Source organism: Treponema sp. OMZ 803 (assembly GCF_024181165.1).
Classification (GTDB): Bacteria; Spirochaetota; Spirochaetia; order Treponematales; family Treponemataceae; genus Treponema.
In genome coordinates this window covers 849,653-875,303 of sequence record NZ_CP051195.1, presented here as the reverse complement: position 1 = coordinate 875,303, position 25,651 = coordinate 849,653, and the positions used below count along the sequence as shown (strand labels likewise).

At 47.0% G+C, this 25,651-nt stretch carries 20 protein-coding genes; 10 read left to right on the top strand and 10 right to left on the bottom strand.

The genetic code is table 11. The annotated features are described in order from the left end of the window. Nucleotides 1-33 precede the first annotated feature (33 nt). From ABH09_RS04005 to ABH09_RS03990, 4 genes are all read right to left on the bottom strand, one after another. Nucleotides 34-1,311, bottom strand: coding sequence for an ABC transporter permease (locus ABH09_RS04005; protein WP_162662893.1), 1,278 nt, complete (start codon nucleotides 1,309-1,311; stop codon nucleotides 34-36). 27 nt (nucleotides 1,312-1,338) lie between these two features. After that, entirely contained in the window at nucleotides 1,339-2,547 is a 1,209-nt protein-coding gene (locus ABH09_RS04000) for a Fe-S-containing protein (RefSeq protein ID WP_253715297.1), read from the bottom strand. A gap of 289 nt (nucleotides 2,548-2,836) precedes the next feature. Next, nucleotides 2,837-3,460, bottom strand: a complete 624-nt coding sequence (locus ABH09_RS03995) for an iron transporter (protein ID WP_006190014.1) — start codon at nucleotides 3,458-3,460, stop codon at nucleotides 2,837-2,839. A gap of 157 nt (nucleotides 3,461-3,617) precedes the next feature. Then, entirely contained in the window at nucleotides 3,618-4,916 is a 1,299-nt protein-coding gene (locus ABH09_RS03990; protein WP_253715296.1) for an FTR1 family iron permease, read from the bottom strand. 149 nt (nucleotides 4,917-5,065) lie between these two features. Between ABH09_RS03990 and alr the strand changes: the two genes are divergently transcribed. After that, nucleotides 5,066-6,193, top strand: a complete 1,128-nt coding sequence (gene alr / locus ABH09_RS03985) for an alanine racemase (RefSeq protein WP_162662890.1) — start codon at nucleotides 5,066-5,068, stop codon at nucleotides 6,191-6,193. Between the two features lie 70 nt (nucleotides 6,194-6,263). Here alr and ABH09_RS03980 read toward each other — a convergent pair whose 3' ends face one another. Beyond that, nucleotides 6,264-7,520 (bottom strand): cation:proton antiporter, encoded by a 1,257-nt coding sequence (locus ABH09_RS03980; RefSeq protein ID WP_253715295.1) that lies wholly within the window; start codon nucleotides 7,518-7,520, stop codon nucleotides 6,264-6,266. Between the two features lie 376 nt (nucleotides 7,521-7,896). Between ABH09_RS03980 and ABH09_RS03975 the strand changes: the two genes are divergently transcribed. Genes ABH09_RS03975 through ABH09_RS03960 form a run of 4 tightly spaced genes read left to right on the top strand, consistent with a single transcriptional unit; the run spans nucleotide 7,897 to nucleotide 12,672 of the window. Further along, nucleotides 7,897-8,616, top strand: coding sequence for a tetratricopeptide repeat protein (locus ABH09_RS03975; protein WP_253715294.1), 720 nt, complete (start codon nucleotides 7,897-7,899; stop codon nucleotides 8,614-8,616). A gap of 54 nt (nucleotides 8,617-8,670) precedes the next feature. After that, nucleotides 8,671-9,624: a DNA-processing protein DprA gene (gene dprA, locus ABH09_RS03970; protein ID WP_253715293.1), complete on the top strand. Its 954-nt coding sequence runs from the start codon at nucleotides 8,671-8,673 to the stop codon at nucleotides 9,622-9,624. Beyond that, nucleotides 9,625-11,754 (top strand): type I DNA topoisomerase, encoded by a 2,130-nt coding sequence (gene topA / locus ABH09_RS03965; RefSeq protein WP_253715292.1) that lies wholly within the window; start codon nucleotides 9,625-9,627, stop codon nucleotides 11,752-11,754. It begins immediately after the preceding gene. 3 nt (nucleotides 11,755-11,757) lie between these two features. After that, nucleotides 11,758-12,672 (top strand): tyrosine-type recombinase/integrase, encoded by a 915-nt coding sequence (locus tag ABH09_RS03960; protein WP_253715291.1) that lies wholly within the window; start codon nucleotides 11,758-11,760, stop codon nucleotides 12,670-12,672. Nucleotides 12,673-12,730: 58 nt separating this feature from the next. Here ABH09_RS03960 and ABH09_RS03955 read toward each other — a convergent pair whose 3' ends face one another. Together ABH09_RS03955 and ABH09_RS03950 are read right to left on the bottom strand one after the other, a co-directional pair. Next, nucleotides 12,731-13,285: an L-threonylcarbamoyladenylate synthase gene (locus tag ABH09_RS03955; RefSeq protein WP_253715290.1), complete on the bottom strand. Its 555-nt coding sequence runs from the start codon at nucleotides 13,283-13,285 to the stop codon at nucleotides 12,731-12,733. Further along, nucleotides 13,260-13,709: a septum formation initiator family protein gene (locus ABH09_RS03950; protein WP_162662876.1), complete on the bottom strand. Its 450-nt coding sequence runs from the start codon at nucleotides 13,707-13,709 to the stop codon at nucleotides 13,260-13,262. The genes ABH09_RS03955 and ABH09_RS03950 overlap by 26 nt, the downstream gene beginning before the upstream one ends. A gap of 208 nt (nucleotides 13,710-13,917) precedes the next feature. Here ABH09_RS03950 and ABH09_RS03945 point away from each other — a divergent pair, with 208 nt between their 5' ends. The 5 genes from ABH09_RS03945 (at nucleotide 13,918) to ABH09_RS03925 (ending at nucleotide 21,197) form a co-directional block, all read left to right on the top strand. Next, entirely contained in the window at nucleotides 13,918-16,161 is a 2,244-nt protein-coding gene (locus ABH09_RS03945) for a hypothetical protein (protein ID WP_253715289.1), read from the top strand. 56 nt (nucleotides 16,162-16,217) lie between these two features. Continuing rightward, entirely contained in the window at nucleotides 16,218-17,672 is a 1,455-nt protein-coding gene (locus tag ABH09_RS03940; RefSeq protein ID WP_253715288.1) for a 6-hydroxymethylpterin diphosphokinase MptE-like protein, read from the top strand. Beyond that, the gene (locus ABH09_RS03935) at nucleotides 17,669-19,171 is read left to right on the top strand and encodes a motility associated factor glycosyltransferase family protein (protein WP_253715287.1); all 1,503 of its coding nucleotides are present in this window, start codon (nucleotides 17,669-17,671) and stop codon (nucleotides 19,169-19,171) included. The genes ABH09_RS03940 and ABH09_RS03935 overlap by 4 nt, the downstream gene beginning before the upstream one ends. Next, complete coding sequence (locus ABH09_RS03930; protein WP_253715286.1) at nucleotides 19,168-20,814, top strand: diguanylate cyclase; 1,647 nt, start codon at nucleotides 19,168-19,170, stop codon at nucleotides 20,812-20,814. The genes ABH09_RS03935 and ABH09_RS03930 overlap by 4 nt, the downstream gene beginning before the upstream one ends. Nucleotides 20,815-20,942: 128 nt before the next feature. Then, the gene (locus ABH09_RS03925; RefSeq protein ID WP_162662866.1) at nucleotides 20,943-21,197 is read left to right on the top strand and encodes a hypothetical protein; all 255 of its coding nucleotides are present in this window, start codon (nucleotides 20,943-20,945) and stop codon (nucleotides 21,195-21,197) included. 67 nt (nucleotides 21,198-21,264) lie between these two features. Here ABH09_RS03925 and ABH09_RS03920 read toward each other — a convergent pair whose 3' ends face one another. The 3 genes from ABH09_RS03920 to ABH09_RS03910 all read right to left on the bottom strand — a co-directional run bounded on the left by ABH09_RS03920 (nucleotide 21,265) and on the right by ABH09_RS03910 (nucleotide 25,648). Then, a complete protein-coding gene (locus ABH09_RS03920) occupies nucleotides 21,265-21,849 on the bottom strand; it encodes a hypothetical protein (protein WP_162662864.1) in 585 nt (194 codons plus the stop codon). Nucleotides 21,850-21,872: 23 nt separating this feature from the next. Next, on the bottom strand, nucleotides 21,873-24,575 hold the full coding sequence (locus ABH09_RS03915) for a valine--tRNA ligase (protein WP_253715285.1): 2,703 nt from the start codon (nucleotides 24,573-24,575) through the stop codon (nucleotides 21,873-21,875). 164 nt (nucleotides 24,576-24,739) lie between these two features. After that, nucleotides 24,740-25,648, bottom strand: coding sequence for an XdhC family protein (locus ABH09_RS03910; RefSeq protein ID WP_253715284.1), 909 nt, complete (start codon nucleotides 25,646-25,648; stop codon nucleotides 24,740-24,742). Nucleotides 25,649-25,651: the final 3 nt, after the last annotated feature.

Genomic DNA, 25,651 nt, shown 5'->3' with positions numbered 1-25,651 from the left:
CCGTATCCGCTCTTTCCGCTTTCGACGTGCATTTTATTTTCCATGCAGCACCTCCGTAGGATTGAGCTTGAGTAAATACCGTACCGAAGGCAGACTGCCGAGCAGGGTGATAAGAAAGATGATAAGCACGACAATCGGAATCACCATCGGCGCAGGAGGAATAGCCGAACCGAATACGCTCCGTCCGATAATCTGCGTTAAACCCAATCCGGCAAAGTAGCCGATTGTTCCGCCGATTAATCCGATAATCATAATCTCCGTCAATACCGATACGGTAACCGCCGTGTTGCTCGCGCCGATTGCCTTTTTTAAACCGATTTCCGCGCGTCTATCCATCACGCTTGCCGTTACAAGGTTGGAAATTCCCAATGCGGAAGCGAGCAAGCTCAAAATTGTGATTAAGAGCATCAGCAGCGTGGTCTTATTTAAAATCGCCCCTTCGGATTCGGCGACCTGCCGCACCGGTTTTGCAACGGCATCGGTAATCACTTCCTGAATCTGATAGCAGATACTGCTGACATACGCGGTGCAGTACCATACCTCCATCTCTTTGATGGTTAAACTCAAAGGGTTCCGCGCGGCCTTTCGTGCGAGATCGTTATCGGGCGTCGTAAGCGCACTTACCTCAATGCTTTCACATACATCGGTTTTTCCTAACAGGCGCTGCGCCGTATGAAGGGGTGTAAAGATGTACTCATCCTCGTTGCTGCCCGAATTGAATATGCCGGAAACAGTCAACGATGCGCTTCCGGCAGGGCCTGTTACTTCGATCACATCGCCGACATGAATAGCGTTCCTCCCCGCAAAGAGGCTGCCGATCATACAGGCGGAATCATCGGTATCGGAAGCCCAAGCACCGGTTACTTCCCACCACGTCCGCATCCGCCGGATACCGGTAATAACTTCCTGTCCGGTGTGCAAGTCTATTTTATAATCGAACCATGTACCGGTCAGGCGGACGGGCTTATTTTGTCCCTTATATTCAACGGACACGTTTAAAAACGGAGCATAGTCAACAACATTGTACGCCCAAAATATAGTCTTAATTTTATACAGCTCATCCTCGCGTAAATACTTTTTGGTACTCCCCGACTCTACTCCGTAAATATCATCGAGAAGCGAGGCCTCTTTATGCACGACATTGATATTCGCTCCGTAGGTTTTCAGCTCCTGATTTACCTTATCCCCTACTCCGAGCATCGTATTGAGCATTGCGCTTGAAAGACTCGCACCCAGCGCAATGGTAAACGCAATCATCGCCATCTTCCCTTTCTGACGGAAGAGGGAACCGGCTATCATTCTCCAAAACATTGCTATCGAACCTCCATCTGGATATTCCTATTTAAAGCGGTGCGCTTCCGCTTCGAGATCGGCTATCTTTATCTTGATCTTTTCATCGTGGATGATGTATGCAACCGGCACAGGGTTACATCCGCCCGGGAAGCCGATAGTTCCCTTGTTCATCACGACATCGCAGAGTTTACAGATAACCTCCCCGTTCCGTTCAAAATATCCGGTAGGACCGCAGATATCGCACGCATCAAGCCCTACGCCATAAGAGCCTTCGCTCTTTTTAATGGCAATAAACCGGACTTCAATTCCCTGCTCCGAATTATACGCATACCGATGCAGCTTATCATCTTCCAATTCCGAAATAGGAATCATCGCCATACCGTCGGCAATCGTATAATTTTCCGGCGGCGAAAGCGGAACTTCTCGGTCGACATAGTGCCGCAAAACGGACAGAGATAAAACCGAACCGATCAGCAAGACCAGCGAAAATTTCGCCCACCGGCGTGCGTTGCGCTTTTGCGCTTTCAGTTTCCGCAGTTCTGCATTGTTGTGATACGTTTCCGTAATTGTCCGGTTCTTCCGCCAGAGGATAATCGGCGGAATCATAATGAATAGGATAATTGCAAAGGTAAAGAAATTGCCGTGGTTTACGACCGCGGCAATGAATGCAAAGATAAAGTCGTTGCGAGGAATAATCCCCAACGAATAGAGGCGCTGTAAAATAACAACCACCTGCGTAACACCAAAAATGCAAAGCGCTCCGGCAACCGATACCTTGAGTTCTATGGCCGATAATTTAATCAACGTTTTATAGATCGCTAAACCGGCGCACAGCATACACACAATACCGAGTACATAGCCTATCAGTCTGAATAAGACAATCGTACTTACCGCGCTTTCGCCGTAATTAACCAATGTGGTTGCCAGCATGATGATAACGGGAAGATAGTAAAACAGCATCGAGGCTGCATACAAGAAAATTGCCGCACTAAAAAGATTTTCATATATATGCGCTATCTTTCGTTTAAGATTGGGTGAAATAAAAAGCAGGATGAGTAAAAAGAGAAGTGCGATGGTAACAGGAACCATGCACCAAAAAGCGAAACGTGTTCTATTTATATAGTTGGGAATTGATCTAAGAATTGCTGAAACAATACTGCCGGCAAAGCCCAGCAGCATACTTGCTAAAACGACAAGCCGTTTTTTTTTCGGATTCTTCCGTTCTCTCGGACTCTTGAGTTTTAAATGAAGCAAATACAACGGCTAACACCAATGCAAAGGCGATACCTGCTTCAAAAACTCTTATATAAAATTTTAAGATGATACACCTCCAAGAAAAAACCGGCGGTAACCGCCACTCTTTCCCAAAACATACCTTTCAATAGGAGTATCTTGCAAAGAAAGAATAACGATTACCGCTTAGTGTGGCAAAGCAGTTTCCAAGACAACCTATCCCGAAACGGAAGTTTCCAAACAGGTTGATTGTAAGACATACCGATTAACTATTTAAATGAACCGGCACCGCCTTAAAACTGCATACTGTTTACCACTGAGGTCCTTTCCATTCAAAATCTTTCCATTCGACAACGAGCGGTTCCGTCCAGAAACGGCCGGTAACACCGGTTTCTTTGTCAACGTGCAACAGGTAATCGTTACCCGGAGCTTTGATTTCGAATTTGACATTGTATTTGCCGAGACCTTCTTCGAACTTCATGTTTGCACCGTAGTGGGGGCCGTCATCGGCATTCATCGGCATAAATGCAACTTCCTGCACTTTGCTCGAGCCTTGCTTTTGAACATAAGCCTTAACATGAAGATACGGAACAAAGTCGCCTACGCCGTAACCGAGCGCTTTACCCTCATCATTTGCGTGGATATCCGCTTCGATGTGGCAGTCAGCTTCGTTCTTGGAAAGGCTGTTTCCGGCAGGTTCCATGTCAACCGGCTGGAAGTAAACGCCACCGATGTGGAGCGGGCCTACATCCTGTTCGTCTCCGATTGGGAACTCATCAAAACCTGCAGCTTCTTCTTCAGTCGGTGCAGGAGCCGCAGCTTTTTGTTCTGCAGCGGGTTTTGCCATTTCCTGCTTTTGCGCAGGTTTTTCACATGATGCAAGCACAAAAGCGATTGCAATCAGTGCAAAAAGAAAAGATACGGTTTTCTTCATTTTGAAACTATCCTCCTATAAATATCTTTATTTTCTTTTTGTTTCACATTCATTACAGCCTTGCAGGACACCGGTTATTTTCCGCAATCCGGCAGCCCAAAAGCAGTTGTCATCGCCAATCTCAAAAACTTTGCTTTTGAGATTGGCCTATATCTTTTTACTTTTGCTCAATCTTCGCCTTTTCAGCTTCAATTTGAGCACGCTGTTGTTTATTCTTTTTTGCATACACAACAGACATTGTGATAATCACCGCGAGTACGATAATCTGCGGAATGAGACTTTCATACGTTGCATAAATGCCGAGGAAGTCCATTTCAAAGCCCATCCACGGAATAACGGTCTTATTGACAACACCGGCAGCTTGCAGTTCCGACACACCTTTTCCGGTAAACGAAAAGCACATCGCATACATCAATATACTGGTAACCAAGAAGAAAGGCTTTAACGGCAACCGCACGGTTAAGAACCTAAATACTAGGAATACGGCAATCAGTACAATCGCTGACAGCACAATCGCCAAGATCATTGCATTCCGGCCGCTCGTTCCATGAATGGGAACGCCCTGGAAAAAGAGAATAAGCTCGGCACCTTCACGCGCAACTGCAATAAAGGCCGCGAAAATTAAGACCCATTTATTTCCGGTAGAAACCGATGCTTCAACCTTCTTATGAATGTACCGTTCCCATGCTTCGGTTTCGGACTTTGAAAGCATCCAGTTACTGACATAGAACAACACGATAACTGCGACAAACATACCGATGCCTTCAAAAACTTCCTGAGCGATGCCGCTCTGAGCACCGGCAACAGCGCCGAACAAAAAGGCCAGCAGAATACTTACCAAGATACCGCCCAACGCACCGACATATACCGACATGATATATTTCTTTTTTCCCGTTTTTACAAGATAGGCGATAATAGCGGCGATAACAAGGATTGCTTCCAAGCCTTCGCGGAGTACCAATACAAAACAGGAAATAAACGTTGCAACAACTGCCGATTGAGCGGTATTTGCAGTCTCGCTGCCGCTTTCGTCCAACGTGCCGTCAAGCTCGGCTGCATCATGGTAAAGCATTGCAATAAGCTTATCTTTATGCGCTTTTACCATCTCGCTGTCTTTATCGCTGTATACATTTCGACGATATTCATAAAACGCATTTTCAACCGTTGTTTTGCGGGCACCAGAAAGGTACCCCATCGTTATCTTTTCCATCCCTTTAGATTCATAAAACCTAAAGTAGGCAACGTTCACTTCGTCATACGCTTCTTTGGATTTTCCTTGAGTATAAAGATCGTAAGCATTATTGAGATGCACTTCCATCTTTTTTACAATTCCTGTCCACGAATCCAGCACCTCTTCGTCATTTGCGGCATACAGTCCGCTAACCGGAATAAATATGAACGATAAAGCGAACAAAATTGCGGCAAAGGTATGTTTTTTATTCTGTGTAATATACATAAAGCCCTCAACTAATTAGCTAAAACTTACAAATACGCCGCTAGTATATCACTCATAAAAATAATGTCAAGGGCGCGCCTCGGGGTAAACGTATTAAGGCGTTTTTTTATAAATTGCAATTATTTGCCGTTTGCAGTACAATGCCGCCCATGCGTGCAACAAAAGCGATTATCCATCTGGATAATCTGAAACATAACATTACCCAAATCAAACAAACCCTTGCTCCGGAAACAAAGATATGTTTACCGGTCAAAGCGGATGCCTACGGACACGGTGCCGTACGAACGGCGATTGCAGCTATTCGGGCAGGGGTTTCGTATCTTGCCGTCGCTTCCGTGCAGGAAGGTATAGAACTTCGAGAGGCAGGCATTGTCGCTCCCATCATTTCGCTCAGTCTGCCGATTTTGGAAGAAATAGACTCCATTATTGACTATAAACTGGAACCGCTCGTGATCGACGAAGAATTTATCAATGAGCTTAACCGCGTAGCCGATGTGCAAAAGAAAACCGTCGCGGTACATCTTAAAGTGGACACCGGCATGAGCAGGATAGGCTGCAGGCCGTCGGAAGCTGTAAAATTAGCGACTCAAATTGTGCGGGCAAAACACTTGCGGCTACAAGGCGTCGCAACGCACTTTGCCGTTGCGGATTCCGATTCCGAATCCGATCGTGCTTTTACAAAAGGTCAGCTCGAACGTTTTAGCGATGCCGTTGAAGCAATCAGACAGACGGGTATACACATTCCACTCGTTCATGCTGCCAATTCAGGTGCGGTACAGCTGTTGCCGGAAGCTCGGTTTGATATGGTGCGCCCCGGACTCCTTGCCTACGGCTACTTGCCCGTACAGAACGCAGCAACAGCTATCGACGTAAAACCCGTTATGGAACTGGTAACGCAGGTGGTACTGATAAAACAAATACGCGCCGGCACCTGCGTTTCCTACGGGCGCAACTGGACAGCCCCACAGGATACCTATATTGCAACGCTTCCGATCGGATATGCGGACGGTTTACGCCGCGCGCTTTCGCCCGGGTTGAAGGTACGCATCGGCAACGAATTTTTCCCCATTGTCGGTAGAATATGTATGGATCAATGTATGGTTGACCTCGGCGCGCACCCATGGGTGCAGCGATGGGACGAAGTATGCATTTTCGGCCCGAATCCGCAGGATAACAGCGCACAAACGCTGGCAGACATTGCAGGCACTATTCCCTACGAAATTACCTGCGGCATTCACAAGCGTGTTCCGCGTGTCTTTGTGAACGAAAGCCGATAAGCAACTGCGCCCTATAGCCTTATGTGTCCCATTTCCCGATGATTAGGAAAATGGGATACGTCCTGATGTGCTATACGGCGGGTGTCCCTGCAGGGGGCAGATTTTTTTCCGAAAATGCTTTTCCGAGTAAAATAGGCACAATCATAGAAGAAACAATGATCAGTAAAATAACCGGCGCAAAATATTCGGCCTTAACCATACCGACAGCAAGACCTTTTTGCGCTACGATGAGGGCTACCTCGCCGCGTACCATCATTCCCAGCCCTATCTGGAGCGATTCCCGTCGCTTAAAGCCCAAAGCCAATGCCGAACCGCCGCAGCCGATGATCTTTGCCAAGCAGCCGATAAGCACAAAGGCTATCGAAAACCATATCAAGCTCATATTCAGACCGCTTAAGTCCGTTTTAAGCCCAATGGCAGTAAAAAAGAGAGGACTAAAAAACATATATGAATTGATGTCTATTTTTTGTTCCATATAAGAGGCATCATGCAAGTTGCAAAACACAACTCCTGCAACATACGCACCGGTAATATCCGCGATGCCGAAGAACCGTTCGGTACAATAGGCAAAAATCAAAGCAACTCCCAGTCCGTAAATCGGAATACGGTGGGTATGCGGATGCCTATTATCATACCATTTAAAAATTCGATAAATTAGGTAACCTACAACTAACGAAGCGGCAAAGAAAGCTGCCGTTTTTATAATAAGTCCAAGGTAGTCGCCTTTGCCGGAACTGGCACCGAGTACAACCGTTAATGCAATAATGCCGAAGACATCATCGATGATTGCAGCGCTGATAATTGTTTGCCCGACTTCCGAATTTATCTTTCCCAGTTCTTTTAAGGCCACAACGGTAATACTGACCGACGTTGCCGTTAAGATAGTTCCGATAAACAGAGCTTGATAAAATACAGGTGTCCCAAATCCGTCAAAGCCCCAAAAGCCCAATGCCATAGCCGTGCCTAAAATCAACGGTACGATAACACCACAGGCAGCGATCACGGTGGATTTTATGCCGGATTTAACAAGCGATTTTAAATTAGTCCCCAAACCGGCAGAGAACATAATCAAGATGACACCGATCTCGGACATATACTCGATAAACTGGTTGGTTTCGGCGTAGATAATATTCGGTTCGGAACCGCCGAAATTATGAAAAAAAGGCAGGTAACGTAAGAAAAGCCCTGCAACGATTTCTCCGGCAACCTGCGGAATATTGATTTTTTTAGCAAGAAGACCGAGATACTTCGCAGCGATAATGATAATTCCGACGGAAAGGACAATTTGCAGTGCGATTTCTTCAATCGGTATTTCCTTAGCAGACATAAAAAACTCCTTTGTACTTGAGAGGGTGCGCTAATAACGTGTTGATTCGTGCGGAAAGCTTAATATCCCGATGCCCTACATCGGGGTTGTTGATTCGCATTCGGATTAACCGGTGTTTCCCTACTTTGAGTGTCCATTATAGTAAAAAAGAAAAGGAATCGCAATATTTTACGCAGAAGTTAAGGGCATCTAAAAAGAACTCGGTTAGATTTTTAGAAGATATCTCCAAGCAGAGCCAGATACCTTGCCGCAACGGTAATATTGACAATCAAACAAAGATATATAAGAATAGTTTACCAGAGATGAATCGCATTATTCATCAGCTGACGGCAAATTTTGACAAAGCTAAAATATCGCACAAAGATGGAAGGTTTACATGAAATCGAAGAAAGTTCCGTATATCGGGTTATTATGTTCCGTTCTTTTCCTTTGCGTTGCCTGTAAAGATAACGCCTTTATACGGCGGATGCAGGATATGGAGATGGGTGTCAAGAATCCCTCTTCTATAGAAGAATTACAATCGGCAATTCAAAAATATCAGGGGAAGGTGAATGATATCCTGACGATGGAACAGCGAATCGGCATTTGGTACAAAATTCTCGGCCGCCGGTACATGGATAAAAAGATGTACAAAAAAGCGCTGGAAGCCTTCCGCAGCGCATTGGAATATTTCCCCGAAAATCAGCATGTATTTTATCAAATCGGCGTATGTGCTGCCGTCATCGCAAAAAGTACCCTCGATTACCCGAATATGAGCCTTGACGAACGGCGGGCATATTTTGACTTGTCGGTTTCCGCCTATAAACGCGCCGTGGAGCTTGACCCCACCTATACGCGGGCGGTGTATGCACTGTCCGTTCTCTATGTCTTTGAATTGAATCGGCCGGAAGATGCCATTACGATTATGGAACCGGTAGCAACCCGCGAAAAAAAACCGCTGGATTCCCTATTTATCCTTGGGCGCGCTTATTACATGACCGGTCAATATGAGAAAGCGATTGCCGCCTACGACCGTATTATCAAAACGAGCGGAAGCGCCGAACAGCGCGCCGATGCCGAACGAAACAAGGCCTTTGTAGAAAATGCCCGGCGCTAACGCTTAGGCAACTGCAATGTATTGAGCAGGTAATAGGATTCTATACCTATCATAATGAACACAAAAACCGATTCGGAACGGCGAAAACTCTACATTGCACTCTCGTACTGCTCTTTTCTAAAGGGGAGCGAGCGCCTTTTACTTGCCCGCACGCTTGACACTTTACAAGCACTTACAGTAAGTTCAATAGATACGCTCAGTCGGATGATACGACGGACACTCCGCACACGCAGTTATAAACCGGAACAACTGCCGCAGGCAGTGGAAAAAGCCGAGGCGCTGATGAAGTATTGCCGAATCAACATGACGTTCTACGATGATTCCGACTTCCCTCCCCTGCTACGGGAAATTCCCGATGCGCCTTTTTTGCTGTACTACCGCGGCATCTTACCGCAAGCCGATACGCCTGCGGTGGCAATTGTCGGCACGCGCCGCCCGACGGGGAACGGTATTAAAGCGGCACTGCAGCTGGGTACCGAATGCGGGCACGCCGGTATCCCCGTTATTTCGGGGCTGGCACGAGGCATCGACACCTTTGCGCACAGAGGCGCCTTGGAGGGCGGCGGCCTAACGACCGCAGTACTGGCATGCGGACTTGACCGGTTATATCCGCAGAGCAATGCACGGCTCGCAGGCCGGATACTCGAAACGGGCGGGTGCATCCTCAGCGAATATGCGCCCGGGGAACCGCCGTTTGCCTATCGCTTTCCGCAGCGTAACCGGATTATTTCGGGATTAGCCCGCGCAACCGTTGTCGTCGAAGCGCCGGCAAAATCGGGAGCGCTCATTACTGCGGACTTTGCCCTCGAGCAAGGACGCGACGTATGCGTATATGCCGGATTACAGGATTCCGTGCAGAATACCGGCTGCAAAAAGCTCGCTGAGGACGGAGCAATTCCGGTTGAACATGTCGGCGACCTTTTACGCGAATGGGCAAACCCAACCTTGCAGTATTTGCAGAGAGACGGGCAGATACAACTACCTTTGTTTGAGAAAGGAGCACGATAAATGGCGAAAAAAACCGCGACAAAAACGAAAAAAACAAACTTGATTATCGTAGAATCGCCGGCAAAAGCAAAAACAATCGAAAAATACTTAGGCAGCGGCTATACGGTTAAGGCTTCAATGGGGCACTTAATCGATTTACCGAAGTCCCGTATCGCAATCGATATAGAACACGGCTTTCAACCCGAATATATCACCGTACGCGGCCGCGCAAAACTTTTGAAGGAACTGCAACAGGATGCAAAGAACGCCAAGCATGTCTTTCTCGCAAGTGATAATGACCGCGAAGGGGAAGCTATTGCCTATCATCTCTGCAATGCGATACGAGAAAAATGCGAAGAGGTTCCGATAAACCGCATCGTCTTTAACGAAATCACGCCGCAGGCAATTAAAACTGCGGTGCAAAATCCTATGGATATCGACGAAGCGAAAGTCAATGCGCAAAAAGCCCGCCGTGTACTCGATCGACTTGTCGGCTATAACCTTTCTCCCCTACTCTGGCAAAAAGTAAAGAACGGGCTTTCCGCAGGGCGGGTACAATCGGTTGCGCTGCGCCTCATCTGCGAACGGGAAGCGGAGGTAGAGAATTTTATCCCCGAAGAATTTTGGACGCTGGAAGGAGCCTTTAAAAAAGGAAAAACAGCCTTCGATGCCCAGCTCGCGTTATATAAAGGAGAAAAACCGACGCTTAAAAACGAGCGGGAAGTACAGGCTATCATCGATGTACTGAATGGAAAAGAAGCAACGGTTACCGATATCAAAAGTACCCAAAAGACCATCCATCCCAAGCCTCCGTTTACAACCTCGACGATGCAGCAAACGGCAGCGAATCGGCTCGGCTTTACCTCCCGTAAAACGATGCAGATTGCCCAACAGCTATACGAAGGTATCGCCGTCGGCTCAAGCCGCGTCGGTTTAATCACCTATATGCGTACCGACTCGGTGCGTATCTCCGATGTTGCCCTTGCGGAAGTGCGCAACTGGATCGGCGAGCAATATCCCGCTTTTTTACCGGAAAAACCCAATTTCTACAGCGTCGGAGCAAAAGCACAGGACGCCCACGAAGGTATCCGCCCCACGTATTGTACTTATACGCCCGACTATCTGAAAGACTACCTCAACCGCGACCAGTTGCGCCTCTATACACTTATCTGGGAGCGCTTTGTTGCAAGCCAGATGACCGGCGCAAAGACCGAAACGCTCAGCTATGAGATTTCCGCAGGAGATGCGGTCTTTAGAACGGCTTCTACCAAGGTAACGGACAAAGGATTCTACGCCGTGCTCAATCTGCTCCTTTCAAAAGAAGAAAAGGGCAAGGCGTTACCGGCCTTAAAAACCGGCGACACCCTGACGGTAGACAGCCTGACCCCCGAACAGCACTTTACGCAGGGGCCCGCCCGCTATACCGACGCAAGTATCGTTAAGATGCTGGAACAAAAAGGCATCGGACGCCCATCGACGTATGCGCCGATTATTTCGGTACTGCTCGATCGCTACTATGTCAACCGCTCCAATAAGCAGCTTGTTCCCACCCAGCTCGGCAGAATAATCAATGATCTGCTAGTCGCAAACTTCAACGATGTGATCGACGTCAATTTTACCGCCGGTATGGAACAAAAACTGGACGAAATAGAAGAACACAATGCCGACTGGTCAAAGATTATCGGTTCCTTCTACACCCCGTTCATTGCACAGGTGGATTCGGTGATGGCGCATTTAGGCAGTTTGAAAGGCAGCCTCGATGAGCCGACAAACTTTACGTGTGAAAAATGCGGCAAAAGAATGATGAAAAAGCTCGGCCGCTTCGGCTTTTTCTTGGCGTGCGAGGGTTTCCCCGAGTGCCGCAATACCAAATCTATCCCATTGGCTAAATGCCCGCGTCCCGGCTGCGGCGGAGATATCGTATCCCGACGGGCAAAAGGACGAGGCAAAGAATTTTTCGGTTGCACCAACTTTCCGAAGTGTAACTTTATCTCTCATTTTAAGCCTATCAACGCACTATGTCCCAAATGCGGCTGGTTCATGGTTGAAAAATACGATAAAAAGAACGGAAGCTATAAAGCCTGTGTAAACCCCGACTGCGATTACCTGCACAGCGTTGTCGAAGGCATCGAAGACCGGGATATCGACTAGCCGATGGATACGGTCTTTGAAGACTACCTCGCCTACAGCGCAGGGGTGCGGCATTTTTCGGAAAAAACCATTGAAGCCTACCGGAATGACCTCAAGCTTTTTTCTGATTGGCTTGCAGACAATGAGCTTGCCTTTACCGAGGTTACGAGAACACAGGTGCGCATCTTTGTTGCAGACCTCGGCAACCGGCATTTTGCACCGGCAAGCATTAACCGTACCCTCTCCTGCGTACGAGGGCTGTACCGCTATGCCCTGCAGAAAGGGCTCTGCACCACGAACCCCGCCGCGGTTGTCCGCAACCTCAAACAGCCGGACAAGCTGCCCCGCTTCCTCTTTCCCGACGAAGCGGAACGCTTCTGTGAATTTCCCAAAGAAGCGGGTATTTTATGGTACGCCCGCGATGCGGCGATCTTTTCATCACTCTACTCTACCGGCTGCCGCGCGGCGGAGCTGCAAGGGCTCAAAATAACGGATTTAAAGGGAGATTGCAGCTGGGCAATCGTACAAGGAAAAGGAAGCAAAGAACGCAAGGTATTTTTTGCGGACTTTGCCCGAGAAGCGGTACAGCGGTATTTGACCGAGCGTGCGGAATTGATTGCCTACCTAAAAGAACAGGACGGCTTAAAAACTACGGTTGCGGAAGACGCGCTTTTTTTAAACTGCCGCGGCGGCGCGCTTACAACGCAGGGCATCCGGTACATCATCAACCGGTACACCGCCCTTCTCCCGAACTATAAAAAACTGACGCCGCATGCCTTCCGGCACAGCTTTGCTTCGATGTTCATCACCCGCGGAGCGGACATACGAGTCGTACAGGAACTGTTGGGGCACAGCAATATCACGACTACCCAACGGTACACCCACATCACGGCAGCCCAGCTCCAAGAGCTGTACCACAAAGCCCATCCGCACGGATAGATATAGCCTATTTATTCTGCGGGAAATACAGCAAAACAGTTTGATGCGATTATCCTTATTAATCAATAACGACAGAACCTTGGCGGAGCACGCGGGGAGTACCGGAACTTAAATCCACAAGAGTAGAAGGGAGTCCCTCAAGATTACCGGCATCGACAATTAACGAAACGGAATCTTCAAATTCGCAGCAAATAGCATCTATGTCGGTAAGGGGCGGCATTCCCGAACGGTTGACGCTTGTCGAATACACCGCATCCCCCGCCGCAGCGACGACACTCCGCAACCAATCATCCGCAGGACATCGAAAGGCTTGAGTCCCCTGTCTTTTCCCTTTTAATGGGACAATGAGCGTCAGCGGCGCAGGCCACAAGCTCAGAATATGTTCGGGAATTTTTATTTCGGTATAGCGGTAAATATCCGCCGGTTCGGCGATGAGGGCAATAAACGGTTTATCTTCCGATCTTCCTTTAATGCGGGCAATTGTTTCGGCAGTCTTGCCGATCAAACCGGAAAAACCGTAAATCGTATCTGTCGGGATAACCGCAATATTGCCACGCCTGAGTTCCGCGGCAACAACATCCATCGAATCAGGAGCTTTTTTTTGAATGCGCATTTTTTTTACTTCCAATCATCTCGCATATAATTACGATAATGCTCATGGAAACTGCAATCGTTTTGCATACAGTATCCGGCAAATAGCGAGGAGCCTCTATCAAATACACAACGCCGGCATCCTCGGTACGCTCCGCCGCCCCGGAAAAGTTCATCAATTTGATAAGCCGCTCATTTTTTTGAACATATCCTAATTCATGCGCGTACACGACGATGGTCTGAGGATCGGAGGACAAATTCGCGATACGGATATTCAGATCTTCTCCGATATCAGACAGAAGCTGCACATGCCGTACAAGAGCCTCGTGTTGTCGCTTCAGCTGCTGGCGTGCAAAAAAACCGCGTGCCCCCAAACAAATACTCAAAAAACTATAAAAAAACGCAAATACGAAGATCGGCGTAATAGCTTTCAAATAAAATTTCATACTCGATTTTAATAACGGCAAAATAAATATTTTCTTGAATTTTATTTGAAATAAGGTACAATAGAAAGTTGAAGACACCGACAAAATCGGTAGGGAAGTACCTGCAAATACTGAGTTTTTAGAAACTCTCGGCACGACTTCCACTCATGTTATATACAGGGTATGCCGATACATGATATAATGACGCCGCCCTTGTGGAGAAATTTTTATGGATAATTTTAACAAAACCGATGATTTATATGATCCTAATTTTTCTATAAACAGTAAAAGTACGGAAAAATTGGATATGTATGGTGTATGGCTTAAGAAAAAGAAAGATATTAATGAACCGCTCGATTCAGACGATTCTCAATTTACGAGCAATTCCGACATAGGCCCAGAGCAAGACAGCACGAATTTTGATGATGATTTCTCTTTTTCGGATATGGCTGCCGATACGGAAATACCCGAACTTGAAGAATTGGACGACACAAATACTTCAACTGAAATAGCACTGGAAACACCCGCTTCATCGCATACCGACAGTGATTCTCCCAATGTCGCGCTTGACGAAAACAGTTTTGAGTCGCTGGATGTTGATGATTTTTTCTCGGATGACATCCCCGCAGAAGAAACGCATCAAGAAAATTCCGACACATTTGTTGAAGAAGAGCCAATAGACCTTGCTTTTACCGAAATTACGGACGATACGGAAAAACATTCGAATAATGATGAACTACCGGCAGGACTCGAAAACTTCAGCGAAATTTCTCTTGACGATTTTGAAGACGCCGTTCCGGCTGAAAACTCCGGATCGGATGATGACTTTGAGGTAGTCGATGATTTTAACGATATTCTCAAAGATGATGCTTCTGAAAAGCAAGAATCCAAACACAATGAACAAAAAGAAGAGGCTGCTTTCGATATTGATGTTACGGCCGATGATGAAGCAGCTAAGGGACAGCCGCTTTCGGAACTGTCTCCACAAATTGTAGAAGATAATGCCGATATTTCGATTTTCGGCACGGAGACAAACAACGAATCATCCGATGCGGAGGACACAACCTTCTTTGACGATGTTGAAGCTGTTAAAGAGGATCTGCTTTCAACACGGCAAGCCGTCAAACCTGAAAAAGAACCGATAGAACCCGCTCTGGAAAAGGATTCAAAGGAAACCATGGACACAACAGCCGAACCATCCCGACACACTGCCCCTGAACAAGATAAAGCGACGGAACTGCTGATGCAAATTGCTCACGAAATCAGTGATCTGAAGGCAGAGTTGAATAGCTTAAAAGCTGGTATGACAGCTCAATCAAAAGTAATTTCCGAAATACCGGTAAAAGATACTGCCGCGCATACAGAAAACAAAGCTGCCGACACGGAAAGTTCTGGATTTTTCAGCGATGATGACACGGACGAAACGATTGCCCTCACTGGTGATGAGCTAAATAACATCCTTATTACTGCGGACTTTACCGAAGAACGGAACGCTGAAGATGGAGAGCGATCATCTACCGATGAAGGAACTCCCAAGGAAGCAACCGAAACCTATGAAGTGCCGCCTGTACTTACAAAAGATATTGATCCGGAGATTCAAGAAGAGCCTTCTGTCGATCACTCCTTTGAGGATAGTATAGCGGAGCCTTCTTCGGAAGAGACGAATAACAGTTATAAACCTGAGGTAGAAGGGGAAAAGCTTCTTGCCTCAGATCCTGTCTTTAATGTAGAACCCGCCCCCATTACATCGCTGCCCGAAGATCTTAGCTACCTTGACGATCAATCGGAAGTTACGGATGAAGATATGGAGCTTATTGACGGAGATGCGGAACATCATCAAGAAGCGGACGAGCTTGAAGATATCGAAGAAGCAGAGTCGGTAGATGACGAAAGCGACTTTGAAGATATAAATATAGAGGCCTTTGATATACCTTCGGAACAGGAGATTGAAGTTCCTTCGACAGAAATGGAATCGGTTAACAATGAGACGCAGTCTTCCGAAGAAATGGAAGGAGAGCGTACTATCCACGAGCTTCAAAATGATGAAGATTTCCCGAATCCGTTTGCAGACTCATCAAGTACCGCAGAAGCGGAGATGAAGGAAGAAATTATCGAAGAACCTTTTATCGAAGAAGCTCCTGCTATGAAATCGGAAGCCGAAAAAGCTAAATCTGAAGCCTCTGAAGATACGATCGAAGAATTAGACGCAATCGCTGAAGACGCGATTCCCGAACTTGAGTCGGAAAAAGAAAGCGTTCTCGAAGAACCGAAACAGGAAACATTGCTGCAAGCTGCAAGCAAAAAGCGGGAAACCATTTCTATCCCATTAGAACTGAAAAACGAGATTAAATCGGTTCTTTCCTATATGGATCAATTACTGGAAGCCTTACCCGAAAAAAAGATTGAAGAGTTTGCCAAATCTGAATATTTTGAAACTTATAAACATCTTTTCGAAGAATTAGGCATTTCCTGATAGCAGAATCTTCCCAGTGCCGCTATGCGAGTTCTGCATAGCGGCCGACCGACCCCATGTCTCCTTTTCGCCTCCATTCAAAATATAACCCTAATAAAGAAGCTGAGCAGTTTGCTTCCACTATTGAAGGTGATCCGTCGATTATCGTCATAACCGAACCGGGAGAGTCCTACCTTGCATCGGTACTGAAAGCAAAATTTCCATATGCAAAGCGTATCGCAGTGCGATACAACGAAATAGCTTTTTCCGACTCCGATAACCTCTGGGATGCTGTCTGGCGGCCGGGGAACGGAAGCTTACCTTTTTTCTTACTATCACATATACCTGATGAAAAACTGGCAGGGACTCGTTTTATAAGCTGGAAAGCTGCCGACAAAGCTTTTCCCGATGCAGCGAATACAATCTGGAAAACTATCCGGAATACAATCGATATGCTGACGAGCATCATGCATACCCGTTCATTCTTTGGAAATAAGTGGCTTAAAAACACGATCTGTAACTTTATTAATCTTGAGCAACCTGCATCGTTGCAATTCGGAGCGCAGGATTTTATCTTAGCCGGAGCGGGGCCGAGCTTAGAACAGCTCACCGCAGTGCAGGCAACATCCTACTCTATCCTTGCCGTATCCTCGGCATGTGCTGCCCTAACAGCGCGGAATATACCGATAGACCTGTGCATCGGTACTGATGCCGGTTATTGGGCATTGTCTCACTTTACGCGATTGCCTCAAGGCGTTCCCGTTACTTTTCCACTCGAAGCAGCTGTTCCAACATCAATGCTGGAGAACCATCTCTGTGTACCGCTTTCTTACAATTCTCCGCTGGAAACAGCTCTCTTTACAGCGACAAATATACAACCACTTGTTGCCCGTGAAAATGGCACAGTAACGGGAACGGCCTGCGAACTGTTGCTGCGGCATACAAATCGAAATATCATCCTCGCAGGCGTCGATTTGACAGCTGCAAAAGGCTTTATCCATGCACAGCCGCATGCAAGTATCACACGCTTGTTTGCCGAAACGAACAGAGTACATCCGCTTGCTGATGCACTCGCCGTACAAAACTTCGCGGCGCAATCACTTGAAACCTACCGACAATGGTTTTTGCAGCTACCGCCTGAATCCGCCCGGAGACTTTTTCGCACCGGTACGGGGGGGGCACCGCTGGCGAATATCAGACCCATAGACCTGCCAACCGGTATCTCCGATAACGTGCAAACAGAAGCACGACTTTCGGTAACCCCTTACCCCACGCTTTCCCGTCAGGAACGCACACAGATAGCCCTTGCCCTATTAAACATACTGCGTACTGAGGTGCCTGCATTAATCGCAACGGAACCGACGCGACTCGCAGAAGAGGCGGCAACGCTTGAAAAACAGATATGCGCCTTGTGCAACTATACCGCTTATTGTAACGTGGTAAAAAATCCTGTAGATAAAAAGGCACAAACAAACTTGGCGGAACAGGTAAGCCGCATACTCGGCGCACTCATTAAAAGGATAGAAACATGACAGTCTTAGAGATGAACCTCGCGACAATACGCCTTAAACAGCCGGAACTCGCAGAAAATCTCCAACGCTCTCATACAGGCACTGCCTATAAAGGTGTCGTACCGGCAAAGACAGGGGAGCCGGTGCCGCTCTTTATATCGGGACAAGCGCTGCAATCTCTTTACAATCCTGTACGAGAGGCAGAACGCACCATTACCTCTGGAGCCGGTTTTATGCTTTTTTGCGGCTTGGGGAACGGCATCCACATCAAAATCTTTTTAAATAAATATCCTCAATCGTTTTGTGCAATTACGGAATCCGATTATGAGTCCTTCAAACAACTACTTTCGCTCATCGACTATACGGAGCTGTTCGCCGATAGCAGAGTATTTCTTTTGCCACCATGTACCGATGATACCTTTGAAATTGCACTTACAGCAGCCTATTTACCGGCTGTACACGGTACCTTCGGCTATCATATTCTAAGGACATGGAATGAATACTATAAAGCTCATGTAAAAGATTTACCGGAGAAGATCGAGCATGCACTTGAAAAAATCAAAGCTGACTTTTCAGTTCAAGCACATTTTGGGAAAATCTGGCTGCGCAATACCTTTCTAAATTTACGCCTTGCGGGTTCTATCAAGCCGGCTTACCCACGTACTGATACCACTCGAACGGCACTCATATTAGGAGCAGGTCCAAGCTTGGAAGTCGGCTTATCGTTGCTGAAAAAAGAGCGGCGGCAGTACACCGTATTTTGTACCGATACGGCCTTCCCCACCGTATGCGCAAGCGGTATTACACCGGAATTCTTCATCGCAATTGATCCACAGCATATCTCATATCAACACACTATCGGCGCCATATCTAAAGAAACAACAGGTATTTTCGACCTTTCGGCACAGACCACCGGAGCGCGCCACTTTTATGAAAACGGTAATGCCTTCTTTTTTACGGCAGGCGGACATCCGCTTGTCCAAGCAGCCGCACTTTTTTCCCCTTTCCCGGCGCTTGCTACGAGTTCCGGCACCGTTGCCGTCGCAGCCTACCATGCGGCACAGGCACTCGGTTACCGGCATATCGAATGCAGCGGAATGGACTTTGCTTATACCGGCGGCAAAGCGTATAGTCGCGGAACCTACCTTTCAGCGCAATATGCCGGCATCGCGATGCGTATTTGCCCTCAAGAGCACTCGTTTGTCCGTCTCATGTTCCGTACCGAAACCTACAGCGAACAGACAGCACAAGGACTCAACTATCGGACAACACTTTTGGATTCTTACAGAGCAGCTTTTGAAGCGGAAAAACGTCATATCAGCTCTTGGAAACAGAGCGACTTTCAGCAATTCCCGTATACGGCATTCCTTGCATCCTTTACAAAAAGCTTGCGACAAAACGATCGGAATGCCGTAATGACTCTCCTTCCCGCGCTTGCATGGTGTAAAGCTCATAGAAAAGGAAATTTGACCGATATGGAACTTGTATTGGAATTCATTTCGGAGTATACTGATCTATGATGAAAAAAATACTGATGTCGGTCTATGCCGTGTGCGCATTGCTTGTTATTATCGGAAGTTTACTATGGTTTGTTTTCACCCTTCACAGTGATTCTACCGCAGGAAAAACAGAAGCATTGAAGAACTTTAAGATGTTTGCTCAGCATACCGGCAGAATTTTGTCGGAATCCGCTCAGGAGCGTAACCCAACCCAACTACAAGTACAACTTGAACAGCTATGCCGTAACTACAGCAAGTATGTAAAAGCGGTTTTACTTAGAGATAGTACCGGTATCGTGTTTATCTGGCCGAAAAATACCGATATTTTTTCATATAATGAACAATATATGGTCGAAGTAAAAAACCTGCCGCTTTTTTTTACTGCGGCTCAAATACATATCCCTATTGAAAAAACGAGTAACACTATTACCGCCCATGCAGCACTCCAAATGCTTCCGCTTGAAACGGTCTTTAACCGCGGTCAAATAGTATTCTTTTTATTTCTATTGATTGTACTGATGACTGCCTCGGTGCTGATCTTCTCATATATAAATCTAAAACCTTCCGAAAGGAAAACCGTGCTTGAAAGTGTTGCGCACACCTCTAAAACGGATACCACGGAATCCGATGCTGTTCAAGTTGACGAAATTCCCTCTACTGCAACGAGTGACGAGAAGACAATCAGACCGTTTGCAAAACCATTCACTGGAACAGAGACTTCAACTCTCCAACAAAGGGAAAATTTTGATCCACACAAGAGAATGCAAAATAACAGTGACCAGCCGTCTCCGGAAAAAAATAACGGGAAACCGGTTGAAACGACATCTTCCCTCCCGTTAAATGTTCAGCTTGAATCGCTCAACCGTCTCCATATCTATGATGATGAACGATCCCAACAAAAACGCCCCGAATATCCGAAACACGCAGAAGACACACAGCTCGAACGCGGTGTGACGGAGGAACAAGAAGGCATCGATGCAGGACGATCGATATCTTCAAACACAGTTGAAGCGGATAATTCAAAAACGAGCGGTACTTCGGAATCGAATACCAAACAGAATTTCGGTGCAGAAAATTACGGATCCTTTGAAAATCACACACAAACACTGAAACCTATAACCGAATCACAGGAACATACAAAACAAGCATCCGTTACTACCTTTGAAAATGCACCGATTTCAGGTGAGGCATACAGCGAAGACCATTCACTTGAACAAGCCACACTCATAGAAGAATTAACAACTGCGATTACCGAAACAGCCGTTGCCGAAGAGGACTTAACGCTTTTGCTTATTCATGCAACTGATATACCTCATAACCAGCAAATTATTCATCTACTACGCTCGACGCTTGATCGTATCCATAAGGTGTTTGCCTTTAATAAAGACATTCTCGGCGTCATCATCTTTTATGCACCGCTGGATCAGGCAATGCAAATTGCAAGCACCCTCTACGATGAAATCTATACAGTGTTGGATGATTCTACCAAAAAGTCACTCAGTATTGGGCTCACGACACGGGCAGGACGGCTAATTCCTGCCCCCCGCATGATCGAAGAAGCTTCGGCAGCAATCAGCAAGGCCACCGAAGAAGGCAGCGATCCTATTGTTGCTTTTAGAGTTAATCCGGATAAATACCGACGTTGCCTCGCACGACTAAGCTAAATTGCAATGCGCCCTGTTGACAGAGCTATATACTCTTATTATTATGCTTTTGCTGTTTACCGAACGGCGGTGCCTTCCCGCTAAGGCATTTTTATAAGATATTCTAAAAATACAATGGATGGTTCACTATGAGTAACAAGGTTTCTTTCTTTTTCGGAAATCATTTTTTATCGGCCGCTCCTTTCGATGACGGCGATGATTTCGATGACGACTTTGATGATGATTTCGGCAATGATGATTTTGACGATGATTTTAGCGATGACGACTTTGATGATGATTTCGATGATGATTTTGATGACGACTTCGATGATGATTTTGACGATGGCGATTTTGATGACGCCTATGACGATGATGACAGTTTTGAGGATGACTTCGACGAATAAATTACGAAAATAGGAAAAGGGGCTGCTGAAAAATGGCAGCTCCGTACACACTAATAGACCTTATCTCTTAAACAGACGCGGTATCTCTACGGTGTTGATGAAGAAATTCAAAATCAGCAAGATATTGCAAGCGGGACTGTACAAGATATAGCAATTCGTTATACATATCAAAGTTCACTTCAAGCGCAATCGGGAATACGTACACCTCCGTTTCATTACAATACCGTTTAATAAACTCAGGGTCGTTTACAAACCCTAAACTGATCATATTACTGATTCGATCGGCACATTTAAGAACCTTTGCACGCTGTGAACCATGCCTGATAATATGCTGTAGATATTCAGGCTTTGTCTGCCCCGGACGGCGGGTAACTTCCATAACCAATTCATAAACGGCAGAAGATTCCGAATCGATCGACAATAGTTCATTCACATTAAAATCAGGTACATCCTCCAATACGTCATGGACGATCGACGCCTTCAACAAAATACTGTCGATATAGCCGTAGTCGATAAGCGTAGCCATCGTATCGAGTTGATGGCGAAACATATTACCGCCGGCATGGCGCGCTTTACCCCGTAAACTGGTTGCCAAATGAATATAGGGCGCAAGATACATCCCTTTTAACAGTGCTACTTCATGTTGTTCCATCTTCTTATCCTTCCGAGGAATCTTTACACAAGATCACTCAAATACAGCGTAAATTTTTCAATCCGCCGTTCTGCCTCATGCAGCTTTTCTTTTTCTGCTTTGACAACCTCGGCCGGGGCATGAGCCGTAAAATTCACATTAGAAAGTTTTGCCGCTAAACGGGACACCGCCTGTTTTTCTTTTTCGAGTTCTTTCGTAAAGCGTGCAGCCAATTGACTGCGGTCTACCTCGGTTCCGGTAATGATAAAGGCTTCAAAGCCCGACCCTACCGTTCCAATGGAATTTGCAGGTTTATCGGCGGGCGTCTCGATAAAGGCAATATCAGCGAGTCCCGCCAATAACTTAATTAAATCGATATTCTCAAACGCAGCCGCTGCGGGAGAACCTGCTTCGATATAGAGCGCAATATGCAGCTTGAGCTGAGGATCGATACCGCATTCCGCTCTGAGCGTGCGGATAAGCCGTACGATATTTTGTAGCGCAGTAAAGCGTGCGGAGGCTACCGTATCGATACGCTCTTCGCAATAGACGGGATAATCGGCGGTTATCAGCGCCTCTGCACGGTGTGAAGCTCCGGCGGCGCAGTGTTCGGGAAGTTTGCGGTAGATTTCTTCAGTAACGAAGGGCAGCACGGGGTGCAGCAGCCGGAGCGATTCTTCCAAAACGGCAAGCAGTACCGAGGTTATCCGGTCTTTTTCCGCATCATCGCCGCTCTTATAGGAAAGCTTTGTCCCTTCGACATACCAGTCGCAAAAGTTATTCCAGAAGAATTCATAAATGCCATGCCCTACCTCGTTATAGCGGTACCCTTCAAAGGCTGCCCGCACATTTTTAACCGTTTCGTTGAGGGTATGGTAAATCCATCGGTCAAGCTCGGTTAATTCAGAGGCGGAAACGGGAACAATGCGCCGCCCTTCGAGATTTCCTAAGATATAACGTGAAGCATTCCAGATTTTATTGGCAAAGCGGGAGCCGAGTTTAAAGGATTCGTTGTCGATAAGAATATCCTGCCCCTGCGTGCACATAAAGGTAAGCGTAAATTTAAGAGCGTCGGCGCCGTACTCGTCGATAATATTCAGCGGATCAATACCGTTACCGAGCGATTTGGACATCTTGCGTCCTTGTTTATCGCGCACTAAGTCATGCAGATAAACATCTCGGAATGGAACGGTACCGGTAAATTCAAGCCCCGCCATAATCATACGGGCAACCCAGAAGAAGATAATATCATGAGCGGTGATGACGGCGGAGGTCGGGTAATAGCGCTGCAAATCCTCGGTTTTTTCAGGCCAGCCGAGCGTCGAGAACGGCCACAGCCAGCTGGAAAACCACGTGTCGAGCACATCGCTATCCTGCTTGAGGGCGGCGCTCTTACAGTGAGGGCATTCGGTTACATCTTTTACCGAAACGGTCATCTTACCGCAGTCTTTACAATACCACACCGGAATTCGGTGCCCCCACCACAGCTGCCGCGAAATACACCAATCGCGGATATTTTCCATCCAATGACTGTAGGTGTTTTCCCATTTTTGCGGATAGAACACGAGTTCGCCTTTTTTCCACGCGGCAAGCGCTTTATCTGCAAGCGGCTTCATTTTGACAAACCATTGCTCCGAAAGGTACGGCTCTACGACGCTGTGACAGCGGTAGCAGTGCCCTACGGCATGTTTAATATTTTCTTTCTCTTTAAATAAGCCCATTGCCTCCAAATCGGCGATAACCGCTTCACGGGCGGCTTTCACCGTCATGCCGCAGTATTTTTCGGGTACCGCCGCATTCAGCGTACCGTCGGGATTTAATATATTGATAACTTCGAGATTGTGCCGCTTGCCGACTTCCCAGTCGTTGGGGTCGTGGGCAGGGGTTATTTTTACAGCGCCCGTCCCGAATTCCTTATCGACATAGCTATCTGCAACAATCGGGATACAGCGGCCGGCCAGCGGAAGCACGAGTTTCTTCCCTACCAAATGAGTATAGCGGGGATCATCGGGGTGTACGGCAACGGCGGTATCACCCAAAAGCGTTTCGGGACGGGTTGTCGCTATTTCGATATATTCCGACGCGGAGGGGGCACCGTTTTTATCCGCAAGGGGGTACAGGATATGGTACATTCCCCCTTTGGTCTCCTCATGATCAACTTCATCGTCCGCAAGCGCAGTACCGCAGGAAGGACACCAGTTAACCAGATAGTTGCCGCGATAGATAAGCCCGCGTTCATAGAGAGTAACGAATACTGTGCGGACGGCATGGGAAAGCCCTTCGTCCATCGTAAACCGTTCCCGAGACCAATCGACGGAAGCCCCGATTTTACGCAGCTGATTGGTGATAATCGAATGGTGTTTTTCTTTGACCTCCCACGTGCGTTTGAGGAAGGCTTCCCGTCCGAGGTCGTGCCGTGTTTTGCCTTCCGCCTTTAGCTGACGTTCAACCACATTTTGCGTTGCGATACCGGCATGATCGGTACCGGGTATCCAGAGCGTTTCATCACCCTTCATGCGGTGGTAGCGGACAACGACATCCTGCAGCACATTGTTTAAGCCGTGCCCCATGTGGAGAACACCGGTTACATTAGGCGGAGGAATGGCTACGACATATTTACCGGCATTAGCGGTCTTTTTAACCGGCTTAAAGCGCCCCTGCTTTTCCCAATCCACATAGATTCTATCTTCAAAATCCTTAGGATTATATGCTTTTTCCAATTCAATCGTGTGCAATAGGTCTTCCATGCCCCCAGCCTCCAGCTCTGTTTTTCTATAATTTTCTATAATAAGTAGATATTTTAGTTATTTTTCGAGTATCGTTCAAGGGTACGGTTAATTGATAATGGATAATTTGTAATGGTTGATTCCAGTGGGTAATGGGTAATTTAACGTGTCATTTAATTACAATTCTATCCGTGTCGGGAGTCGGCATAGCCGCTGCGCAATAATGCAGGATTTCCGTGGTGTCTCACTGCGATAAGCTCGGCGGCGATGGAGACGGCAATTTCTTCCGGAGTTTCCGCTCTGATAGGCAGACCTATCGGCTTATAGATAGAATCGAGGTATTCCTTACTAAGACCTTCATCTGCAAGCATTTTTACCACCGCAGCATTTTTTTCAAATGAGCCGATCATGCCGATATAGGCAAGTTTCTTACCGTACAGATACCGCAGCACATCCGCATCGCAGCGATGCCCGCGGGTTACCGCAACACAGTACACATTTTTATGGAACTGTAGGACGGTATGAGACACCTGTAGGGATTCCTGCGGTTCAGTGCTACCGCAAGACAGCGAATTATCGTGCACTGCCTTATTATTTTGAATAGATGCACCCGTTTCTTTGAGAAAGAGTTGTTCCAGCGGACAACAGAGCCGCCGCGCTGTCGGAAACAAATCTTCCGTAATACAATCGGCACGGTCATCCCAGACGGTAACTCGAAATCCGATAAAAGCAGCAAGTTTTGCAAGCGCACGCCCAACGTGTCCGCCGCCGAAGATAAACAGTTCAGGATCATTCCCTATCTTTTCAAGATACACTTGGATAGAACCTCCGCACGCGAGACCTTCCTCTGCGGTAAGATTTTTCTTTATGATACAGGTAGCATCGTCCGTTTTCAGTATTTCACGTGCCTTTTTGATCACTTCATGTTCGGAAACACCGCCGCCTACCGTACCGCGGACAAGATCCGGAGTTACCCACATCGACGTCCCGGCTTCCCGCGGCGAAGATCCATGCGCTTCGATAATTGTGCATAATACGCCCGTAATACCGTTTGCCGTATCGGCTGTAACATACTTTAAAATCTCGGTATCCATAGG